A 17491-nucleotide genomic window follows, 5' to 3' on the forward strand; every position below is an offset into this window, starting at 1 on the left:
GACGCTGCCGCGGCGCTCCGGGTCTCCAGGGCCCTGTCCAGCGCTGCAGCCAGCGCAAGCTGCGGCCGCAGTCGCAGCGTTCGAGCGCCCGGGCACGCCAGCAGCCCACACGTGCGAGCACCCCGCCACGATCTCGTGACGGGGTGCTCGCACGTGCGGAGGGCCGTGCGGCGCGCCGCTCGAGTGCTGCTCGTCAGCTCCAGCGGGCGGTGGACCAGCGGGCGGTGGACCAGCGGGCGGTGGACCAGCGGGCGGTGGACCAGCGGGCGGTGGACCAGCGGGCGGTGGACCAGCGGGCGGTGCTCCAGCGCGCGGTCTGCCAGCCGGTGGAGGTCCAGCCGTCCCCGCTCCAGCGCTGCCCCCTCCACAGCCCACCGTCCCAGGCGGTGGCGGTGGCCGAGGCGCTCGCCCACGCCTGCGCGTCCCACGGGTGACCCTGCACGTCCACCTCACCGCTGAGCACGGCGCCGTTGTCAGGGTCGACCAGGCGGGCACTGCCGCGCGCGGCGTCGATGCTGCCCAGCCCGGTGCCCGGCACGAAGCTCTGCCGCGAGCTGAGCGCTGCGGTGCCTGCAGCGGCACGGTCGGCGGCGCGGTCGGCGGCGCGGTCGGCGGCGGTGATGGCCGGCACCGCCGTCAGCGCGGCGGCCACGTCGAGCTGGCCGGCGCCTTGGTCCACGACGTCGACGCCGGGCAGTTCGGTGGCCGTGGAGGTCAAGGCTGCCTTGACCTGGTCCGGCGTCAGCTGCGGGTGGGCCTGCAGCAGCAGCGCCGCTGCCCCGCTGACCACGGCCGCCGCCTGCGAGGTGCCGCTGCCGCGGAAGAGCTGCGCACTGTCGTCACCGGCGACCAGGCCCTGGGGGTTGTTGGTGTCGATGAACGAGCCGGGCTGGCGCAGCGAGACGATGGAGCGGCCCGGGGCGAGCAGGTCCACGTGGCGCTGCTCGCTGCCGCGCGAGGAGAAGGAGGCCACCTGCGGTGCGGACCAGCCGACGACCTGGCCGCCGGCGTCGGAGGCCCCCACGGCGATGACGTAGGGGTCGATGGCCGGGTTGCTCAGCCGCCCGGCGCCGGGGCCGTCGTTGCCGGCGGAGACGACCACGACCAGACCGTGGCGCCAGGCGTTCTCCGCGGCCGCGGCCAGCGGGTCGACCTGGTACGGCTGCAGCGAGTCGGTGCCGAAGGAGAGGTTGACCACGCGCACGTTCATGCCCGCGTCGTGCTGGTGCTGCACGACCCAGTCCAAGGCGGCGATGACCTGGCTGACGTCGGTGCTGCCGTCGGTGGTGGCCAGCTTCAGGGCCAGCAGCTGCGCATCGGGCGCCACGCCCAGCTGCGCGTCGGCGCTGGCCGCGCCCTCACGGGTTCCACCGGCGGCGATGATGCCGGCCAGGTGGGTGCCGTGCCCGAAGGTGTCCGGGCCCATCGGGGTGCGGCTGTTGCTCTCCAGGGACAGGTCCGGGCCCTGCACCAGCTCTCCGGCACCGTCCAGGCCGGCCACGGGCGCGACACCGCTGTCGAGCACGGCCACCGTCACGCCCTCACCGGTGATGGGCGCGCCCTGCGCATCGCGCCGCTCCCACACCTTGCGAGCGCCGATCGCGGAGGCGATGGTCTCCAGCGAGCCCGCATCGGCCGCCGGGTCGTAGCCGGCCACCGGCTGCGCAGCCGCGCCCGCAGCGGCGTGCGCAGCGGAGCGCGAACCCCAATCGCCTTCGACGATCCCCGCCCTCTGGCCGATCCCCGCTCCCGCACCCGCCCCGGCGGTGGCGGCCCTCGAGGTGGGCGAGGAGGAGGTGTTCAGCGCGGAGGCGGCCAGCGCAGCGCTCGCGGGCGCCTGCACGCCCGCGGCTGCCAGCGCCGCCGGCGCCGAGACCAGCGGGGCGGTGCTGACCGCCAATCCGGCCAGCACCGCAACGGCTCGTCCCTTGCCGGTCCACACCACACCACGCCGCATTCCAGCCCCACCTTGTCGCTGTCGGTAACCACTGATCGGGGATCAAGGTGCCACCGATGGGCGAGCACATCGACGAGCAGTCACGATCCTCACCTGAACGGCGCAAGCGAATGCCCCGACTGCCGCACTCGGGAGGCGTGAGCCCTGCGGGTGCTCATCGCGGCTGAGCTGACCGCGCTGGCAGGACCGTGCTGCTGTGCCAAGGCGCGGGTTCCATAAAGGGCACCACGCAACGCTCAGCCGGTGATCCTCATGGGGTGGTCGGCGAAGCGGGCTTCGTACTCGGCAGGCGGGACCATGCCGAGCTCACCGTGCAGGCGACGGTGGTTGTAGCAGTCCACGTTCCCCCACTGCATGGGAGGTACCTGCACCCGCCACCGCGATCTCCACGTCGTCGATGCCACGCCAGGGCCCCTCGCGACCGGGCAGGTGCGGGTTGCGGAGGCACTCGGCCTTGAAGAGGGAGTTGAACGCCTGCGCCATCGCGTTGTCGCAGGAATGACCGGTGGAGCCCACCGAGGTGATCGCGCCATCGGCGGCCAGGCGCTCGCCGTAGCGAACCGCGACGTGTTGAACTCCTTTGTCGCTGTGGTGCGTCAACCCCCTCAGGTCCACACCCTCACGCCGGCGGGCCCAGAACGCCATCTGCAGCGCATCCAGAGCCAGCTCGGTGCGCAGGTGGGTGGCGACCTGCCAACCCACCACGCGTCGGGTGCAGACGTCGGTGACGAAGGCGGCGTACACCCACCCCGAACACGTGCGGATGTGCGTGGGGGCACCTCCCAGCGCCCGCGCTGGGGGAATGTCGGCGACCCAGAGGCGGTCCGGGCGTTCGGCGCTGAACCGGCGCTGCACCAGGTCCGGCCGGTGATCGGGCGGAGCCGGGACCGTTGTTCGCGGCGGCTTGCCGCTGCGGCGCAGCCCGTGCAGCCCAGCTGAGCGCATCAACCTCTCCACGGTGCAGCGGGCGATGCGGGTCGGCTCCTCGCCTGGATCGGCGCGCTGTGCGCGGCGGTGGTTGATCGCGGCGTGCAGCTTCCTGGACCCGTACACGCGCAGGTTCTGGGCTGGGGGTACCACCCGCGTGCGGGGGAGCACCTCGTCGATCTCGACCAGGGCGGATCGGTCGCTGAGCGCACGGGCCGAGGGAGCTCGGTTTCGGGCGGCGTAGTAGGTGCTGGGGGCGATCTGCAGCTCACGGCAGATCGGCTCGACTCCCAGCTCCTGCTTGTTGCTGTCGATGAACTCGACGCTCAGCGCGATGGGCGGTCGAGCTCCGCCGCGAAGAAAGCCGACGCGCGACGCAAGATTTCGTTGGCTCGACGAAGTTCACGCACTTCCTTCTCCAGCTCTGCCAGCCGCTGCGCGTCGGACGTCGTGGTGCCGGGCCGGTCACCGGATGGGGGTACCTCCCGCGTGCGGGGGACGACCTCGGCCTGGGCGACCCAGTTGCGCAGGGTCTCGGCGTTGATGCCGAGCTGGCCGGCGACCCGCTTGACCGCGCCGGTCCTGGTCGCCGGGTCGCGGCGGGCCTCGAGTGCCAGGCGGATCGCGCGCTCACGCAGCTCGTCGGGATAGTTCCTGGGCGCAGCCATGGAGACCATCATCCTCTCGGAGGCGCCGGTTGCAGGTCTCCATCAGACCCGGGCCTTGACAGGCGCGCATGGTTGCCGGGCGCGAGGGCAGGTGCACCGGTGTGGGTGTGCGTCGGTGCCCCGGCCAGCCCATTGCACAACCGATCGATCTTCACACGGCGATCGCGCTCTGGATGCGGAGTGGCAGATCGTCTGGGGCAGGTGTTCAGCTGCCGGCCGTGGTGCAGCCCTGCCCGCCGGTGAGCACTGCACCGGCGGCGTAGGTGAGGGTGCCCATCAGGTAGCCGGCGGGCTCGGTGGAGGGCTCGCCGTGGCCGGCGGGGTGGTAGCCGGCGGGGTGGTAGTCGGCCTGGGCCAGCAGCTGCCCGTGCTCGTTGTGCACGCTCAGGTGCAGGAGGCCGTGCTGGCTCCAGCGGTGGGCGCCGGGTGCGCTGAGGGTCTTCAGCGCGGCGACCTCCGCGGCCTGCGCCACGCGCATCGCACGCTCGTCACCACCTTCACCACCTTCACCACCTTCACCACCTTCACCACCTTCACCACCGGCACCGGCACCGGTCCCGGCGCCGGTGCCGGAGGCGTCGTCGTCACCGCCGTGGGCGCCGTCGGTGAAGTAGGCGGGCAGGGCCTGCTCCCGGATGCGGGCCAGTCCGGCCAGCTCGTCCTGGACAGCGTCCAGGTCCGGCACACCGGGTGCACCGGCGGGGTAGTTGTACAGGCTGGAGGTGTAGCAGTCGGCGGGGATGTGCTGCTGCGCGGCCAGCGCTGAGGTCACCGAGGCCACCGAGGTGGACGCCTCGCTGGGGGCCAAGCCCTCGAGGGTCGTGGCGCCGGGTGGGGCGTGGGCGCTGGAGAGCAGCAGCGCGGGGGTGCTGAGCGCCAGGGCCAGGGTGGTGCGCAGCGCTCTGGGCATGGCGGGTTCTCGGCAGGTCCGCTTCGGCACTTGAGCGCGTGTCCTTGAGCGGCTGAACGGGTGAGCGCCGGAGCCCGCCGGCAGGAGCCGAAGATCGTCAAGCCCGCCGGGATGGTGAGTGGTGACGGCTTGGCGCCGCAGAGGTGAGGGTTCTCCAGGCGGTCGCCGCTCGTGCGCCACGAGCGCGAGCTGGCCTGGCTGGTGGGGTTGCTGGGCCGGATGGGTGGGCGTGGTCAAGAGGCCGCCCGGGCGAGGCCGCACCCCCTAGCGTGGTGATCCCTTCGTGGGAGCAGCGCGGCGTCGACCAGGCGTTGACCAGGCGTCGATCGGACATCGATCGGGTGTCGATCGAGTGAGGTGGTCGCAGTGGTCGGCGCGGGCGGAGCTGGGGCACCTCGGGCGGTGCGGCGCTGGTGGGCGGTGGGGCTGGCCGCGGCCAGCGCGCTGTCGTGGTGGGTGTGGTTGGCCTGGTGGCTCCTTGACGAGGCGGCCGCCCCTTCGGCGAGCGGGTGGCTGGTGGCTGGTGACCTGGTCACGCTGGTGATCGTCGTGGTGCTGGGTGATCTGCGGGTGGGGCGGTGGTGGGGTCCTGTGCTGGCGGTGGTTCCGCACGCTGCCGTCGCGTTCTGGCCGATCGCGCGCAGCGATCCCTTCGGTGCGGCGATCTGGGTGCTGCTGTCACTGGGCTTGCTCGTCGCTGCTGCGATCACCAGCGTCGTGCTCGCTGTGCCGCGGTGCCTGCGAGAGCGCCACCGCACGTAGCGGTCGAGGCGGTCGACGGGCGTACGGCTCTTCTGCGCGATCTCGTGGCGCCGACCTGTCACCAGATCGTGCACAAGACCTCAGGACCGCCATTAGGGCCGGCGAGGTGGTCCATCGCTCACCTGCCCGCGTGAGCCACCGCGGTGAGGCCGACGACGGGGCGCTCGACGGGGCGCTGGTGCGCATCGCGCGCCGGGACTGCGAGGACTTCGGCGCAGTCGCTCAAGCGCGCCGGTGGCCGCGCGAGCAGGCTTGGTCCGTCACGATCGACGGGAGAAGCAGCACCTTCGGCGAGCAGGAGCTGAGCTCCTCGCCACGGGCGAGCGAGGAGGGGGTCCGCCGTCTTGGTGAGCACGTGCAGCGCATGCCGCACCGGCACGGCGCGAAGTGGCGATCCAGCCGCCGCGGCCGTGAGGCGGTGGGCGCGCGGTGACTCCTCTCGAGGTGGAGGTCCTCGACCGGGCGCGTGGTGAGTGGGTGTCGGTGGCTGAGATCGTGTCCATCGCGCGCGAGCAGGGGGCCGCTTGCTCCTTCGAGGCGGCTGTTGCGTGCGCCCTGGCCCTGGCCGAGCAGCGGCTGGTCCGCCTCGGCCGGTACGTGCAAGGGGCCGGGTTCAGCGCCTGGCCGCAGAGGGGGCCGGAGCTGGCGCAGCGGCTGCGGGGCGAGCTCGCTGAGTCGCCTGCGCACGACCCCCTGCAGGCGCAGTCCGACATCATGATCGACGCCGTTTGAGGCCGGTGCGGCGTTGCCGTCCAGGTGGGCTGGTGCACGCGGGGCCCGGGGCGGATGACGGGATGACGGGGCGATGCAGCGGTGGTGCGGCAGTGCGTAGCGGTCGCCGACCTCGATGAGGGCAGGTTGGCTGCGGGGTCCGCTGACAGGTCGGTGTCGTCGGATCGTGCGGCAGACCCGCCCGTAGCCATGACCGCGCTTGGCCCAGCGCAGTAGCTTGGGCGGATGCCCTCCGGCTTGCCGATCACCCACGACTCTCACGGCGAGCACCTCTGGAGTCGCGTGGTCGACCTGGTGGACCGGCACCGGCAGCCGGGGGAGTCACCGCACGTGGCTGATCGCGACAAGGAGTCCATCACCTGGATCGTCAACGGCCTCGACGGCTCGGAGGCGCACGTGACGGTGCGAGAGCGCCCCTTCCGTGAGCTCTCGTTCCGCCGCACGCACGGCGAACCGGGCACCTGGGCGAACTTGGGGGTCTTGCGCGTGGGCATGAGCACGCTGGTCGGGTTCCGCATCGAGCGCTCGTCCTCCGCCGTCCCGCGGGCGCAGGACGAGCGCGCCGGTGGCCCGCACCCGGTGATCTCGCTGCGCGATGACCTGGGCAGCTGGTACGCCACCCTCGGCGGTTGGGGTCCTGTCCAGGACGTGGACTGGGGGTTGCGCTTCAACGCCCCGCCCCTGAGGGCCAGGACCCTGTGGGTGAGCCTGGCGGATCGGGGTGAGGTGTTCGCCGAGTACGTCGCCGAGCTTCGTTAGTCGAGAGCGCCGCCTAGGACGCAGCCGCCGGCCCGCGCCGTGAGCGGGCGCAGCACGGTTCGCGCCGTCGTGGTGCGTTCCGCGCGCTGTGCCAGCGGGCCTGTGGCGGGGGCGGAAAGCGGCGTTGGCGACGTTGCGGGGGTGGGTGTGCCGAGCGCGGCATCTGCCGGTGGTGCCGGCCCGTGGCGCGGGCGGGTGTGCGCGCCCAGGGCTGCGTGCCGCACCGCCCAGCACTGCGGTGAGCGTGGCGCAGTACCTGCTGATCGGGGTGCAGCGGGTGCTGCTAGTGGATCTGGGCGCGCCACAGCGCTACGTCCAGGACAAGCACCGGGCACCGGCCGGGTACTTTGCGGGCGCCTTGCGGGCGCGCCCGTCGTGCTGTCGGTGGTGCGCGCGGCGCGGTGGCGGAGTTCGTGGCGTGACCTGCTGCCGCTGGAGAGCGGGCGCTGCCACCAGAGCGTGCAGCAGACCCCAGCGTGGTGCTGGCGTGGTGGCAGGTGCGTGCTCTGGTGCACCTGGGGCGGTGAAAGGGCAGACCCGCACCGCGCCGGGGCGCGGCACACCGCGCGCGCACCGTGCGCGGTGCGGGCGGGCAGTAGCGTCGGGTCGTGAGCTACGAGGACGACGCGCGCGCGCGGCTGCACCGGGAGCTGCTGGCGATGATCGGCGAGCACGGCGTGGCGGTGCGCCACGTCTTCCCCGAGGTCGGCAGCGCCCGCTCCGAGTTCACCTACACCGTGGGCTTGTCCGCTTTGGGTCACCCCGAGGTCGTCATCGAGGGGCTGCCGCAGACCTCCGCGCACGCCTTCCTGAACATGGTCGCCGAGGACGTGCGCGCCGGCGACCGCTTCCCCGCGGGCACCGTGCGCACCGACCTGACCGCGCGGCCGGCCCCGGTGGTCTTCCTGCGCGCGGTGGACGTCAGCGAGCTGGACGCGGTGGAAGAGGTGTACGGGCGCACCGAGGCGGTGCAGCTGGTGTGGACGGACTCCACCGGACGCCTGCCCTGGCACCTGGGCTACCGCAACCCCCTGGAGCAGCAGCGCCTGCGCGGCCCCGTGCCGGCCGCGGCGCTGGCCCTGCCCGCACCCGGCGCCGAGCCCGGCGACGTAGCCGGCGACGCCGCTGGTGACGTGGCCGGTGACGTCACCGCGGAGTTCGATGACGTCGCCGGCGAGCGCGACGCGGGCGCGGTGGGCGGCGTGGGCGCGGTGGGTGCCATCAGCGACCCGGAGGTCGTCGCCGTCAGCCCGCAGGTGTTGGGCGGGGCGGCGGTCACCAGCGCCTGGCACACCGAGCAGGACGCGTGGTGCTTCACGCACGACGAGGCTCACGTGCTGCTGCCGAGCCCGCCGCTGCTGGGGGTGGCCCGTGCGCACCTGTTCGCGCTGGACTCCTCGCTGCGGGACCTGCACGCTGTGCCGGCCGGGGTGCGTGCCACCCGCTCGGGTGCTCACGGCAGTGCGTGGGTGCAGTGGCCGCACGGGCTGCCCCAGCCCTGAGCGCGGTAGCGGCTTCTCCTGGAGCCGTCGAGGCGCTGGCGCAGCGAGGTGTCAGCGACGCCGCGGCGCTGGCTGCGAGCGGGTCTGCGCGTGCGGCGGTGCGACGGTGCCGGGGTAAGCGCCTGAACCGGTGGTCGTGAGCGCGCGGGTGCGGCTCAACCGGTAGGTGCTGCTCACAGCGTCGGGTCGCCGCCGGTGTCGCACAGTGAGGGCCAGCGGGCCGCGGCCCACGCCGCCCACGACCGGTGCGGTGGTGGGGCCGCAGGCGGCAGCGCGCCGGCCAGCTCCTCGGCGGTGGGTTCCTCGAAGTCCTGCCGCCAGCGCGCCAGGTCCTGGGCGCTGAGGGCGAAGGCCTGCCCGGGGGTGCGCTCGAAACGTGCGTGGATGCGCGCCAGCTGGGTGTGCGGGTCCACGGCCAGGTACTCGGTGCGGCACTGGGCTCCGACGGCGTTGAAGAGCTGGTGCAGGGCGTGGCGCTCCTCGCGCGCCCACAGCCCGAAGTCGACGATGACGCTCAGGCCCTGCTCGGCGGCGCGCAGCGCGGTCCACAGCAGCCGGCCCTCGAGCACGTCGCGCTTGCCGGCGGCCTGGGGGTCGTCGACGAGGTCGGCGAACAGGTCGCCGTAGAGGGGGGTCATCCACTCGTCCGGGCTCAGGCGCAGGGCGGGCAGGTGCTGCTCGAGGTGGCGGGCGCGGGTGGTCTTGCCGGCGCCGGGCAGGCCGACCATCAAGACTGCCGTCGCGCGGTCCATGGCGGTCGTCCTCTCGTCGTCGCCTCGGTGGGGCACCGCCTGCTGCTGATCCCGGTGCTCCTGAGGCCGGGGTCGGGCACGTGGTCGTGCCCCTCGTTGTACCGACCGCGCGCTTGGGGGGCCAGCGGCTTTCCCGGTCGCCCGCTGTCGCCCGCTGTCGTCCGCTGTTGCCCGCTGCCCGGCGTCCCTGGGACGTCGCGCGGAGTGGGGAGCGGGGTTCGGGGGTCAGGGGGTGAACGTGTGGTCGGTACCGCGTGCGGCCGCGGCCTCAGGGGCGACGGGGGCGCCGGGAGGTTCACACGCTGCCGCCCGTGCCGCCCGTGCCGCCCGTGCTGCCAGTGCTGTGGTTGCTGCCGGCGCCGTGGGTGCTGCGGGTGCTGTGGGGTGTGACGACGACCTGGTGCTCGTCCTCGTAGACCACCCGGCCGGGCTCGCTGGTGCGCAGGCGCTGCCAGGGCAGGCCGTGGGCGTCGAGCAGGTCCAGGTAGCCGGCGATGCCGGTGAGCAGGTGGGTGGCGCTGTCCTTGAACCAGGCCGCGGCCAGCGGGTGGCGGGCGCGGTCGTAGACGGTGGGGTCCACGCTGGTGGGGTCGGGGTAGGCGGCGTCGTAGGCGGCGTTGGCGCGCTCGACGAAGGCCTCCTGCTCGGGGGTGAGGCGTCCGTGCTTGCGCAGGGCGTTGACGGCGGCGAAGACGCCGAGGTGGCGCCCGCGGGGGTCGGGTGCGCTGAGCTGGTAGCGCACGTAGGTCACCGGAGCTGTCACGGCCCGATCCTGCCCGAGGTGTCCTCGGCGAGCGGGGCAGCCGCGCGCGAGGGGCTGACGAGGTGCGCGTGCTGACGGCTGACGTGTGCTGACCGGCTCACGTGTGCTGATCGGCGCGCCCGTGCGGCGTCGATGCCGTGAGCGGAGGCCTGCGGGGGTGCGTGCGGGGTCAGTGGCGCCGCCGGTGGCCGGCTCCCGGCGCTGGTCCTCGCCGCGTCTCGTCGGCGGGCAGGGGTGGATCGCCCCACCACCATACCCCCTCCTGGTCGGGGACCATCGATTGCAGCACCGCGCCCAGGGACTCCTCGACGTCGCCGGCCACGAGGTGCTCGGCGAGGTCGAGGGCGGGGTCGAGGCCGGGCTCGGGCAGGTTCAGCGGGTAGTGCTGGACCTGGTCGAGGTGGCGGCGCAGACCGGTGGTGACGTGCCACCAGGGGTGGCGGTAGACCACGTGCACCACCGGGTGCCCTTCCTCGACGTCGGTCCAGGAGCGCAGCACGTGCACCCGCCCGCCGGTGACGGGCAGCTGGCGGGCCGGATCGCTGAGCCGGCGCAGGAGGGCGGTGTGCACGTCTTGGGCCCACCGGGCGGGGTCGGCCTGGATGCGTGCTGAGGTCTGGGCTGCGGCGTCCACGTCCTCGTTCTACCGCTCACGTCGACCTTGTGATCATCGGATCGAGCGCGACCTGCGGGATGACCGGACGTGCTGCCGCTCAAGAAGCCGGCCCACGATGCCGACAGGGGTCTCACCTCACCCACACGGCGCAAGGAGATCAGCGTGAAGCGTCCTCGTCGCTCCACCAGCCTGCTCGGCCTCTCCGCCCTTGCCCTCACTCTGACCGCCGTCATGGTGGTACCCGGCCTCAGCGACGACGAGACCACCGCGCCGCCAGCGCAGGCCGCGGCGACGCCCCTGGCCAGCCCCAGTCCCAGCCGCACAGCTCCCCGCCCCGAGGCTGAGCTGGTCCACCCGTTCCTCGTCCCGTCTCCGCAGCCGTCGGGTGTGCTGGGGTCGAGCGAGGCCGCAGCAGTCCTCGAGCCCTGGGCCGTGCAGGTACCTACCCCGCCCACCCGCACTGAGGCGCCTCGCGCGGTGATCCGTCCCGCATGATGTGAGCACCTGACCGCTCGCTCATTGCGGGATGACCGTGACGTCCGCCCGCAGGGCTCCGTGTGCGGATGGGGCAACGTTCTGACCGACGCTCCATCGAGGGAGCATCCTGAGACATGCCGTCGCGTCGACGAGGTCCGATCGAGACCGTGCTGCTGGCCGCAGCCTTGGTAGCGGGCTGCACCTCAGGCTCCACGGCCCCTGCGCCTGGTGACGAAGAGGGCGGCGTGCCGGTGACGGTCCGGCTCATGTGGGGACGCGGGCTCACTGATTCGCCGAGCTCCTTCCTGGTGCGGGTCACCGCCGCCGACACCCAGGAGCTGATCACCGGATCGGCGACCAAAGCGGTCACAGTGGACCCCGCAGGCCTGGTGCTCTTGGACGAAGCGCTTCCACCGGGCAGCTACGAGCTGAGCGCCTCCCAGGTGGGGTGCGGCATGTTCGGCCGTGACTGTCCTGATGATCCCGACTCCTCGGACTTCGATCCAGCGCCGGTGTGGAGCTGCTCGGCGTCCTTGCAACCGCGAGCTGGCGTACCGGTGCAGGTGCGCATCGTGGAGGGCGACGACGTCGACCGCACTGATGACGTCGACTGCGTGGTCGAGCAGCAGCCTGTTTGAGCTCGCTCAGCCTGCACGACCACCTGGTCTTGAGCGGGCTCCCTGGGTTTGGTCGCGGCCATGAGGGGACATTCCCGGCTGCTCGCTCGTCGGCACGAGCGAACGTCTCGGCCGGTCATGATCGCGCGTTGACCACGCCGTGACCGCGCATGCACGGCCCTGGCGGGAGCGGTGCGCACGGCCGATGATCCTGAGATGGCTGATGCTCCGCTGCACGTGCGGGCACGGGTCCGCCACGAGCCGGACCGCTCCTGCGCGGTGCTCGTCGAAGGTCTCGACGGTGAGGTGCTGGTGGGCGCCACCGGCCAGACCGGGCAGGTGCGCACGGTGGCGCGCGAGGGCGCGGCCCGGGTCTTCGGCGTGCCGCTGGAGCGCATCGCCGGGGAGCACTTGGAGGTGGTGGTGCCCAGGCCGCCGTACGGCAGCGAGGGGCAGTGGGTGCGGGTGGTCACTGCGGGGGAGCCCACCGACCCGCAGGACTGGCTGGATGTGAGGGCGGCCGGGCAGGCGTACTGGTTCGGACCGGAGGCTGCGTGGCTGGTGGTGCTGCCCGGCTCGGGGGCGGGCATGCGCCCCAGCGAGCACCTGGACTTCGAGCCGGTGGTGAGCCCTGAAGAGGTCGCCGCGCTGGAGCGTCACCTGCGGTCCGGGGAGTCGTCGGAGTAGGCCCTGCTGCTCTCGAGGGGGCTTGCGATGATCTGGCGGACATCGGCAGGTGAGTGAAGTCGCCTGCCGCCGGCGATAGCGCGCACACCGCGGGATGACTGTGAGGTCCGGCTACCTGCCGTGCTCGCACCAGGAACGCCGGGCGCGGTGGAACGACCGCAGGACGTGTTGGCCTGCGCGGCTGCTCAGGCCAGCAGCGCGTACAGCACCACGTCTCGCCGTTGCCCACGGTGCAGGACCTTCCTGCGCAGCACGCCCTCCTCCTCAGCGCCCACGGCTCGGGCCAGGGCGCGCGAGGGGAGGTTGTCGACGTCGACGTAGAGCTCCAGCCGATCCAGTCCGCCCTCAGTGGTCGCCCACGCCGCGAGCAGCTGCACCGCGCGGCGCACCACCCCGCGTCCCCTGGCCCAAGGCGCTGCCCAGTAGCCGACCTCAGCGACCCGCTCCTCCGCATCGACGAAGACCAGACCGCACGAGGCGAGCACGTCGTGGCCGCCATCACCTGCGCTACCGCCACCTGCGCTACCGCCACCTGCGCTACCGCCACCTGCGCTACCGCCACCTGCCTCGTCGCCGTCCTCGGCGGAGGTGACGGCGAACAGTGCGCCGGTGCGCGCCCGCCACTGCCGCGGAGCCACCTCGCGCACCAGCGCCCCCGCGGCGTCAGGGCCGTAGGGCACCGGCACGGTGGTCCAGCGCTGGATGTCGGGGTCCTGGCAGGCGGCGTGGACCGCGGGGGCGTCCTCGACCCGCCAGGGCCGCAGCCGCACGCCGGCGGCCTGCAGGGTCGGTTGCTCAGCGGGCCAGGGCAGCGTCCTCACAGGGAGGATCCTGTCGCTGTCGTGGCCGGTGGGTCACCTGGGTATGCGATGTGGAACGCCGTTTCGGCCTCACCCGGCTCCTCTGTCCATCGTCATGCGCGGCCCGGTCATGTGCCGGCCCCGCTCGGTCATCCATGATCAGCGCGTTGAAGGCGACATGAGCGAGCCACCAGCTCACGGGCGGGTGGGCGTCTGGTGCAGGCCGGCGCGGGCCATCACGTGCTGGTGGAAGCCGTGGGTGGCCTGGACACCTTCAGCCCGGACCGGCTGGTGCAGACGGGCCCACCCGTCGCGGCGCCCTCCGATCGCTGCTTCGATGAGGGGGTGCCACCTGTCCTGGAGAGCGGACAGGGCCCAGCGTCCCGCCCTCACCTTGGTGGTGACCACGCCGAGCAGGCTGCGGTGCAGCAGCCGGCACAGCCCCAGGACGTGCTGCTGCTGGGACCAGGTGTCCTGGAACTGGTCGGGGCGGGCGTGCAGGTCGTGGTCCCAGACCGCGAGCACCTGCAGCGCATCGAGGCGCAGCTGCTCGGCGTTGATGGGGTCGATGAGCGAGCTGGGGGCGGGGCCGGCCAGGATGATGCCGTGTTCGCGGGCGACCCAGCGGGTGGCCAGGGAATCATCGTGGGTGGAGCGCTGCAGATGGCGGTCGCCGTTGTCCACGTACAGCCAGGCCCGTGGCGGGTGCGCCGGGCGGCGCAGTTGCTCGCGAGGGGCGTAGCTACCTTCCAGGTGCTGGGCCCAGGGGCCCGGTAGGTCGGGCAGTCGGGCGTGCAGCTCGCGCAGGGCTGCTTCCTGCTCGTGGTCGGCGTCGTGTTCGAGGACGATGAGGAAGTCGACGTCGCTGGCGGCATCACCGCCACCGAGGGCGAAGGAGCCCACTTGATAGGCGCCCACGAGGTCCTCTCCGAGGATCTCGTCAGCCTGTTCGATGAGGTGGTCCAGCACCTGGCGGGATGCGTACAGCGAAGCCGCGGCGTCGGGCGCGTCGAGGTTCGCATCGTCCACGGACCCTCACGCTAGACCTCACTGCCGTGGGGGCGACATCACTCGCACCTCGACGTGAGCGGAAGATCATTAAGCTCACCGTGACGCTGCGTGGTGCGAGCTTGGCGTCTCACCACCGTTCTTGAGGCGACGGCCGTGCCAGTAGTACGGCAGGTGCGTGTGCTGGTGGAGCAGCGCTCTACGCCTCGCCGGGTAGCTGGGGAGCGGTTGCCACCGGTGATGATCTGGTGCTGGGCCAGCAGGACCTGGCAGCGTGGTGACGTGGACTACGACGAGGTGATCGGTGCTCTGACCCGGTGGGCGCAGGCGGAGGAGAACGTGCGTGCGCTGCTGCTGACCGGGTCCGCGGCGGCCGGTCAGGTGCACCCGCTCTCGGACCGCGACATCGAGGTCTACGCCCTGGACCCGGCCCCGCTGCTGGCCGAGGACTCCTGGTGGAACCGCCTCGGTGAGGTGCTGGTGGTCGAGCGCCTGCACGCTGCGGACTGGTACCCCTCCCGGATCGTGTACTACGCCGGCGGCAAGCTGGACCTCACCGTCATCGACGCGCAGCTGATCGGTGGGCTCTGCCGGGAACGGCCCTTCCGGGTGCTGGTGGACAAGGACGCCCGGGCGGCGCAGTTGACGCTGGCCCGGCCCGCGGCGCCGCTGCCCACGGCCGCCGACCTCGAGCAGGCGCTGCACTGGGGCTACTCGCAGGCGTTGATGTGCGCCAAGGCCGCGGTGCGCGAGGAGCTGTGGATGGCCAAGGTGCGCGACCAGGGCTTGAAGGAGCAGCTGCTGCTGTTCATCGAGTGGGACCACCGCGCCCGCTACGGGCCCGGCTTCGACACCCGCTACCTGGGCACCCGGATGGGGCAGTGGATGGACCTCGAGGTGCGCCAGGCGCTGCAGGAGTGCTGGGGGCACCTCGACGCGGTGGACACCGCCGCCGCGCTGCGCGCCAGCGTGGAGCTGTTCGCCCGGCTGGCCGTGCGCGTGCAGGCGCGGCTGGGCTTTGAGCCCTTCGACCACCAGAAGCTGCGCGCCGAGATCGAGGCCATCCTCGCCACGCGCCCCGAGCTTGCCGCTCGCTGACGCGGCACCGCGGTGCGCAGGCGCACCCGCGGGCCGGCATCCCTCAGCTGTACCCGACCGCTCGCTGCCCACGGTGAACACCTGCGCAGCGGCGTGAGAGGTGAGTCGATTGCGGGCGCGCCCGTCCTACCGCACGGTGGTGCGGTGGTCCTCTCCGCCCAGTAGCTGAAGGCTGCTGTCGCCGGTCTCGACGCCGACCTCGACCTGGCGGGCCGGCCGGTGTGCCTGCACTCCTCGCTGCGCTCGCACGGCCCCGTCCTTGGTGGCGCCGGTGCGCTGGTGGACGCCTTCACCGACGCAGGCGCCACCTTGCTGGTGCCCACCTTCAGCTACCGGCGCTACGCGCTCAGCGCTCCGGGGGACCTGCGCCCTGCGCGCAACGGCGTGGACTACACCGGCTGGGACGAGCAGGGCGGTCGCCCCCTGGACCCCGATGCGCGCGACGGTGGCCAGACACCCTGCTTCACGCCTTCCTCCAACGAGACCGACACCGGTGCGGTGCCGGCGGAGGTGCTCACCCGCCCCGGGCGCCGGCGCGGGAACCACCCGCTGTGCTCCTTCACGGCCCTGGGCGCTGGCGCGCAGGAGCTGGTGGCGCAGCAGACGCCGGTGGACGTCTTCGCACCGCTGGCCGCGCTGGCCGAGCATGAGGGTCTGGTGGTGCTGGCCGGGGTGGGCCTGACGCGGATGACGCTGCTGCACCACGCCGAGGTCCTGGCCGGGCGGGTGCCGCTGCGGCGTTGGGCCGCGGTGGAGGAGCAGGTGGAGATGGTCGTCGTGGGCGGTTGCTCGGAAGGCTTCGAGCAGCTGGGCCCGCACCTGGCGCACCTGCAGGCGCGCCGGGCTGTCGGTCAGAGCGTGTGGCGCGTCTACCCGGCGGAGGCGGTGTTGGAGGTCGCGCGCCGGGTCATCGGTGAGGATCCGGCCGCCACGGTGTGCGCTGCGCGTTGTCTGCCGTGCCTGGACGCGGTGCGTGGTGGACCGCTCCTGGGGTGAGGCTGGCGTGGTCCGGCGTCAGGTCACACCGCAGTCGGTCATCGCCATGAGCATCAAGACTCGCGAAGGTTCCAGCTCGCACCTGCCGCGCGGTCCTGCTGGCCGGTGGGGGTGAAGACCTGAACCGACGCGGGTCCGACGTTGCGCGCGGTGACGTGTTCGGTGGTGCCGCTCACGACAAGGCCGCTGCGTTCGGGCAGGGCCAGGACCACCTGCTGGCGCTCCTTGGCCCACTGCCGCAGCTCGGCCTGCTGACCGGGCCGGTAGTGGGGCCGGACGACTGCGCCGGCCAGGCGGTCCAGGCCGCGGGTGTCGATCACACCGGCGTCGTTGCGGTCCTCGGCCCTGGCGATGGCGGTGTCCGCACCCAGCACGATCGCGCCGGCGCTGCCGCCGTAGACCCGTCCACCGCCGTCGAGGAAGGCGCCCAGGGCGCGAAGCAGGTCGTGGCGCTGCAGGTGGTGCAGCAGGGCGAAGGTGTTGCCGCCGGGGATGGCCACGACGTCGCTGCGGTGCAGGCGCTCAGCGCTGTGGTGGTCACCGGCGTACTCGTCACCGGCGTGGTCGTCATCGACCTGCAGTCCCCAGGCGTCGATGGTGAACTCCCCGCGAGTGCGCAGCGCGCCGGCGAACCACTGCACGCTGCTTGTCCTGGCTGGGCCGGGTGGCATGGCGAAGGGCCAGATGCTCACCCGCTGCCCAGGGGTGAACGCCTCCTCCCACAGGGCTGCCTCGTCGTGCTCGCTGCCGCCGCCGCCCAGGTGGATGCCCGTCATGGCGATCATCGTGCTGGGTTGCTGCGGGGGTGGTCCAGCGCTTTGCAGCAGCGCTGCCGGGCTCCGCGCAGCTCGGCAACTCGACGGCTCGGCAGCTCAGTGGCGGTGGTAGCTCGATATGGCCGGACGGTTCGACGTGGCCGGGCGTGCACGACAGCGGCAGGTGTGGGCACGCCGGCGCTCAGCGCACGGGGGTCTTCAGCGCTGCGGCGGCGCGCGCCAGCAGGGCGTGCGGGTCGTGCAGGGTGCGGTGCCCGTCGGCCAGGACGCGGTGCGTGCCCGCGTCCAGGGGGACCTGCGCCCAGGAGGTGGGGGCCAGGTCGATCTCGGCCAGCAGGCCGCAGCGCAGGCGGTAGCGCTGCTCGCGCACGGGCCCGAAGGCAGCGGCCCTGACGAGCCTGCTGCCGGGCCGCAGCCGCTGGAACCACCCACTGGCCAGGGAGCAGGAGTCGAGGTCCTCGGTGAGGATCATGATGTCGACGTCGCTGGCCGTGCGTTCGTGCCCGCGCGCGTAGGAGCCGACCAGGGCCAAGCCTTGGATGCGGGGCTGGTGCTGGGCCCAGGCGGTCAGGTCGTGTAGGAGGTGGTCCACCTGGCGTCGGCGGCCTTTCAGGCGTGCGCTCACGGCGGCATGATCGCAAGGCTGTCGGACTCGTCGGGACTCGTCGGGACTCGTCGGGGCTC

The 17491-nt window shown here is 72.9% G+C and carries 19 protein-coding genes, 1 pseudogene and 1 other annotated feature; of the genes and pseudogenes, 10 read left to right on the forward strand and 10 right to left on the reverse strand.

Annotation, left to right across the window (positions count from 1 at the left end; all coding sequences use genetic code 11):
- Positions 1-193: 193 nt before the first annotated feature.
- The 3 genes and pseudogenes from ACRYR7_RS00415 to ACRYR7_RS00425 form a co-directional block, all read right to left on the reverse strand.
- Entirely contained in the window at positions 194-1912 is a 1719-nt protein-coding gene (locus ACRYR7_RS00415) for a S8 family serine peptidase (protein WP_432570087.1), read from the reverse strand.
- 281 nt (positions 1913-2193) lie between these two features.
- Positions 2194-3552 (reverse strand): annotated as a pseudogene (locus ACRYR7_RS00420) (IS3 family transposase).
- Positions 3137-3250 (reverse strand) — a sequence feature (AL1L pseudoknot). (Overlaps the previous pseudogene by 114 nt.)
- A 205-nt stretch (positions 3553-3757) precedes the next feature.
- Positions 3758-4462 carry a hypothetical protein gene (locus ACRYR7_RS00425; RefSeq protein WP_432570088.1) on the reverse strand — a complete coding sequence of 235 codons (705 nt, stop codon included), beginning with the start codon at positions 4460-4462 and terminating at the stop codon, positions 3758-3760.
- Between the two features lie 420 nt (positions 4463-4882).
- Between ACRYR7_RS00425 and ACRYR7_RS00430 the strand changes: the two genes are divergently transcribed.
- The 5 genes from ACRYR7_RS00430 to ACRYR7_RS00450 all read left to right on the forward strand — a co-directional run bounded on the left by ACRYR7_RS00430 (position 4883) and on the right by ACRYR7_RS00450 (position 8217).
- Positions 4883-5224: a hypothetical protein gene (locus tag ACRYR7_RS00430; RefSeq protein ID WP_432570089.1), complete on the forward strand. Its 342-nt coding sequence runs from the start codon at positions 4883-4885 to the stop codon at positions 5222-5224.
- Positions 5225-5354: 130 nt separating this feature from the next.
- Entirely contained in the window at positions 5355-5657 is a 303-nt protein-coding gene (locus ACRYR7_RS00435) for a hypothetical protein (protein WP_432570090.1), read from the forward strand.
- An 11-nt stretch (positions 5658-5668) separates the two neighbouring features.
- Positions 5669-5956, forward strand: a complete 288-nt coding sequence (locus ACRYR7_RS00440; protein ID WP_432570091.1) for a hypothetical protein — start codon at positions 5669-5671, stop codon at positions 5954-5956.
- A 330-nt stretch (positions 5957-6286) separates the two neighbouring features.
- Complete coding sequence (locus ACRYR7_RS00445) at positions 6287-6715, forward strand: hypothetical protein (RefSeq protein ID WP_432570092.1); 429 nt, start codon at positions 6287-6289, stop codon at positions 6713-6715.
- 608 nt (positions 6716-7323) lie between these two features.
- On the forward strand, positions 7324-8217 hold the full coding sequence (locus ACRYR7_RS00450; protein WP_432570093.1) for a DUF4262 domain-containing protein: 894 nt from the start codon (positions 7324-7326) through the stop codon (positions 8215-8217).
- A 173-nt stretch (positions 8218-8390) separates the two neighbouring features.
- On the opposite strand, the gene ACRYR7_RS00455 is transcribed toward ACRYR7_RS00450, so the two are convergent.
- The 3 genes from ACRYR7_RS00455 to ACRYR7_RS00465 all read right to left on the reverse strand — a co-directional run bounded on the left by ACRYR7_RS00455 (position 8391) and on the right by ACRYR7_RS00465 (position 10366).
- On the reverse strand, positions 8391-8969 hold the full coding sequence (locus ACRYR7_RS00455; protein WP_432570094.1) for an AAA family ATPase: 579 nt from the start codon (positions 8967-8969) through the stop codon (positions 8391-8393).
- A gap of 295 nt (positions 8970-9264) precedes the next feature.
- Positions 9265-9732, reverse strand: a complete 468-nt coding sequence (locus tag ACRYR7_RS00460; RefSeq protein ID WP_432570095.1) for a hypothetical protein — start codon at positions 9730-9732, stop codon at positions 9265-9267.
- Positions 9733-9901: 169 nt separating this feature from the next.
- Positions 9902-10366: a hypothetical protein gene (locus ACRYR7_RS00465; RefSeq protein ID WP_432570096.1), complete on the reverse strand. Its 465-nt coding sequence runs from the start codon at positions 10364-10366 to the stop codon at positions 9902-9904.
- Between the two features lie 69 nt (positions 10367-10435).
- Here ACRYR7_RS00465 and ACRYR7_RS00470 point away from each other — a divergent pair, with 69 nt between their 5' ends.
- The 3 genes from ACRYR7_RS00470 to ACRYR7_RS00480 all read left to right on the forward strand — a co-directional run bounded on the left by ACRYR7_RS00470 (position 10436) and on the right by ACRYR7_RS00480 (position 12129).
- Positions 10436-10843 (forward strand): hypothetical protein, encoded by a 408-nt coding sequence (locus ACRYR7_RS00470; RefSeq protein WP_432570097.1) that lies wholly within the window; start codon positions 10436-10438, stop codon positions 10841-10843.
- 149 nt (positions 10844-10992) lie between these two features.
- Complete coding sequence (locus ACRYR7_RS00475; protein WP_432570098.1) at positions 10993-11463, forward strand: hypothetical protein; 471 nt, start codon at positions 10993-10995, stop codon at positions 11461-11463.
- Between the two features lie 195 nt (positions 11464-11658).
- Complete coding sequence (locus ACRYR7_RS00480) at positions 11659-12129, forward strand: hypothetical protein (protein ID WP_432570099.1); 471 nt, start codon at positions 11659-11661, stop codon at positions 12127-12129.
- A 185-nt stretch (positions 12130-12314) separates the two neighbouring features.
- Here the strand turns inward: ACRYR7_RS00480 and ACRYR7_RS00485 are convergent, their stop codons facing one another.
- Together ACRYR7_RS00485 and ACRYR7_RS00490 are read right to left on the reverse strand one after the other, a co-directional pair.
- Positions 12315-12950: a GNAT family N-acetyltransferase gene (locus ACRYR7_RS00485; protein ID WP_432570100.1), complete on the reverse strand. Its 636-nt coding sequence runs from the start codon at positions 12948-12950 to the stop codon at positions 12315-12317.
- Between the two features lie 174 nt (positions 12951-13124).
- Positions 13125-13958, reverse strand: coding sequence for an aminoglycoside adenylyltransferase domain-containing protein (locus ACRYR7_RS00490; RefSeq protein ID WP_432570101.1), 834 nt, complete (start codon positions 13956-13958; stop codon positions 13125-13127).
- Positions 13959-14219: 261 nt separating this feature from the next.
- Between ACRYR7_RS00490 and ACRYR7_RS00495 the strand changes: the two genes are divergently transcribed.
- Both ACRYR7_RS00495 and ACRYR7_RS00500 read left to right on the forward strand, forming a co-directional pair.
- On the forward strand, positions 14220-15035 hold the full coding sequence (locus ACRYR7_RS00495) for an aminoglycoside 6-adenylyltransferase (protein WP_432570102.1): 816 nt from the start codon (positions 14220-14222) through the stop codon (positions 15033-15035).
- 219 nt (positions 15036-15254) lie between these two features.
- Positions 15255-16031 (forward strand): AAC(3) family N-acetyltransferase, encoded by a 777-nt coding sequence (locus ACRYR7_RS00500; protein WP_432570103.1) that lies wholly within the window; start codon positions 15255-15257, stop codon positions 16029-16031.
- Positions 16032-16084: 53 nt separating this feature from the next.
- Here the strand turns inward: ACRYR7_RS00500 and ACRYR7_RS00505 are convergent, their stop codons facing one another.
- Positions 16085-16807, reverse strand: a complete 723-nt coding sequence (locus ACRYR7_RS00505) for a Type 1 glutamine amidotransferase-like domain-containing protein (RefSeq protein ID WP_432570104.1) — start codon at positions 16805-16807, stop codon at positions 16085-16087.
- Positions 16808-16988: 181 nt separating this feature from the next.
- The gene (locus ACRYR7_RS00510; RefSeq protein ID WP_432570105.1) at positions 16989-17432 is read right to left on the reverse strand and encodes a nucleotidyltransferase domain-containing protein; all 444 of its coding nucleotides are present in this window, start codon (positions 17430-17432) and stop codon (positions 16989-16991) included.
- Positions 17433-17491 lie beyond the last annotated feature (59 nt).

The organism is Kineococcus gurbantunggutensis (assembly GCF_050871925.1).
Classification (GTDB): Bacteria; Actinomycetota; Actinomycetes; order Actinomycetales; family Kineococcaceae; genus Kineococcus.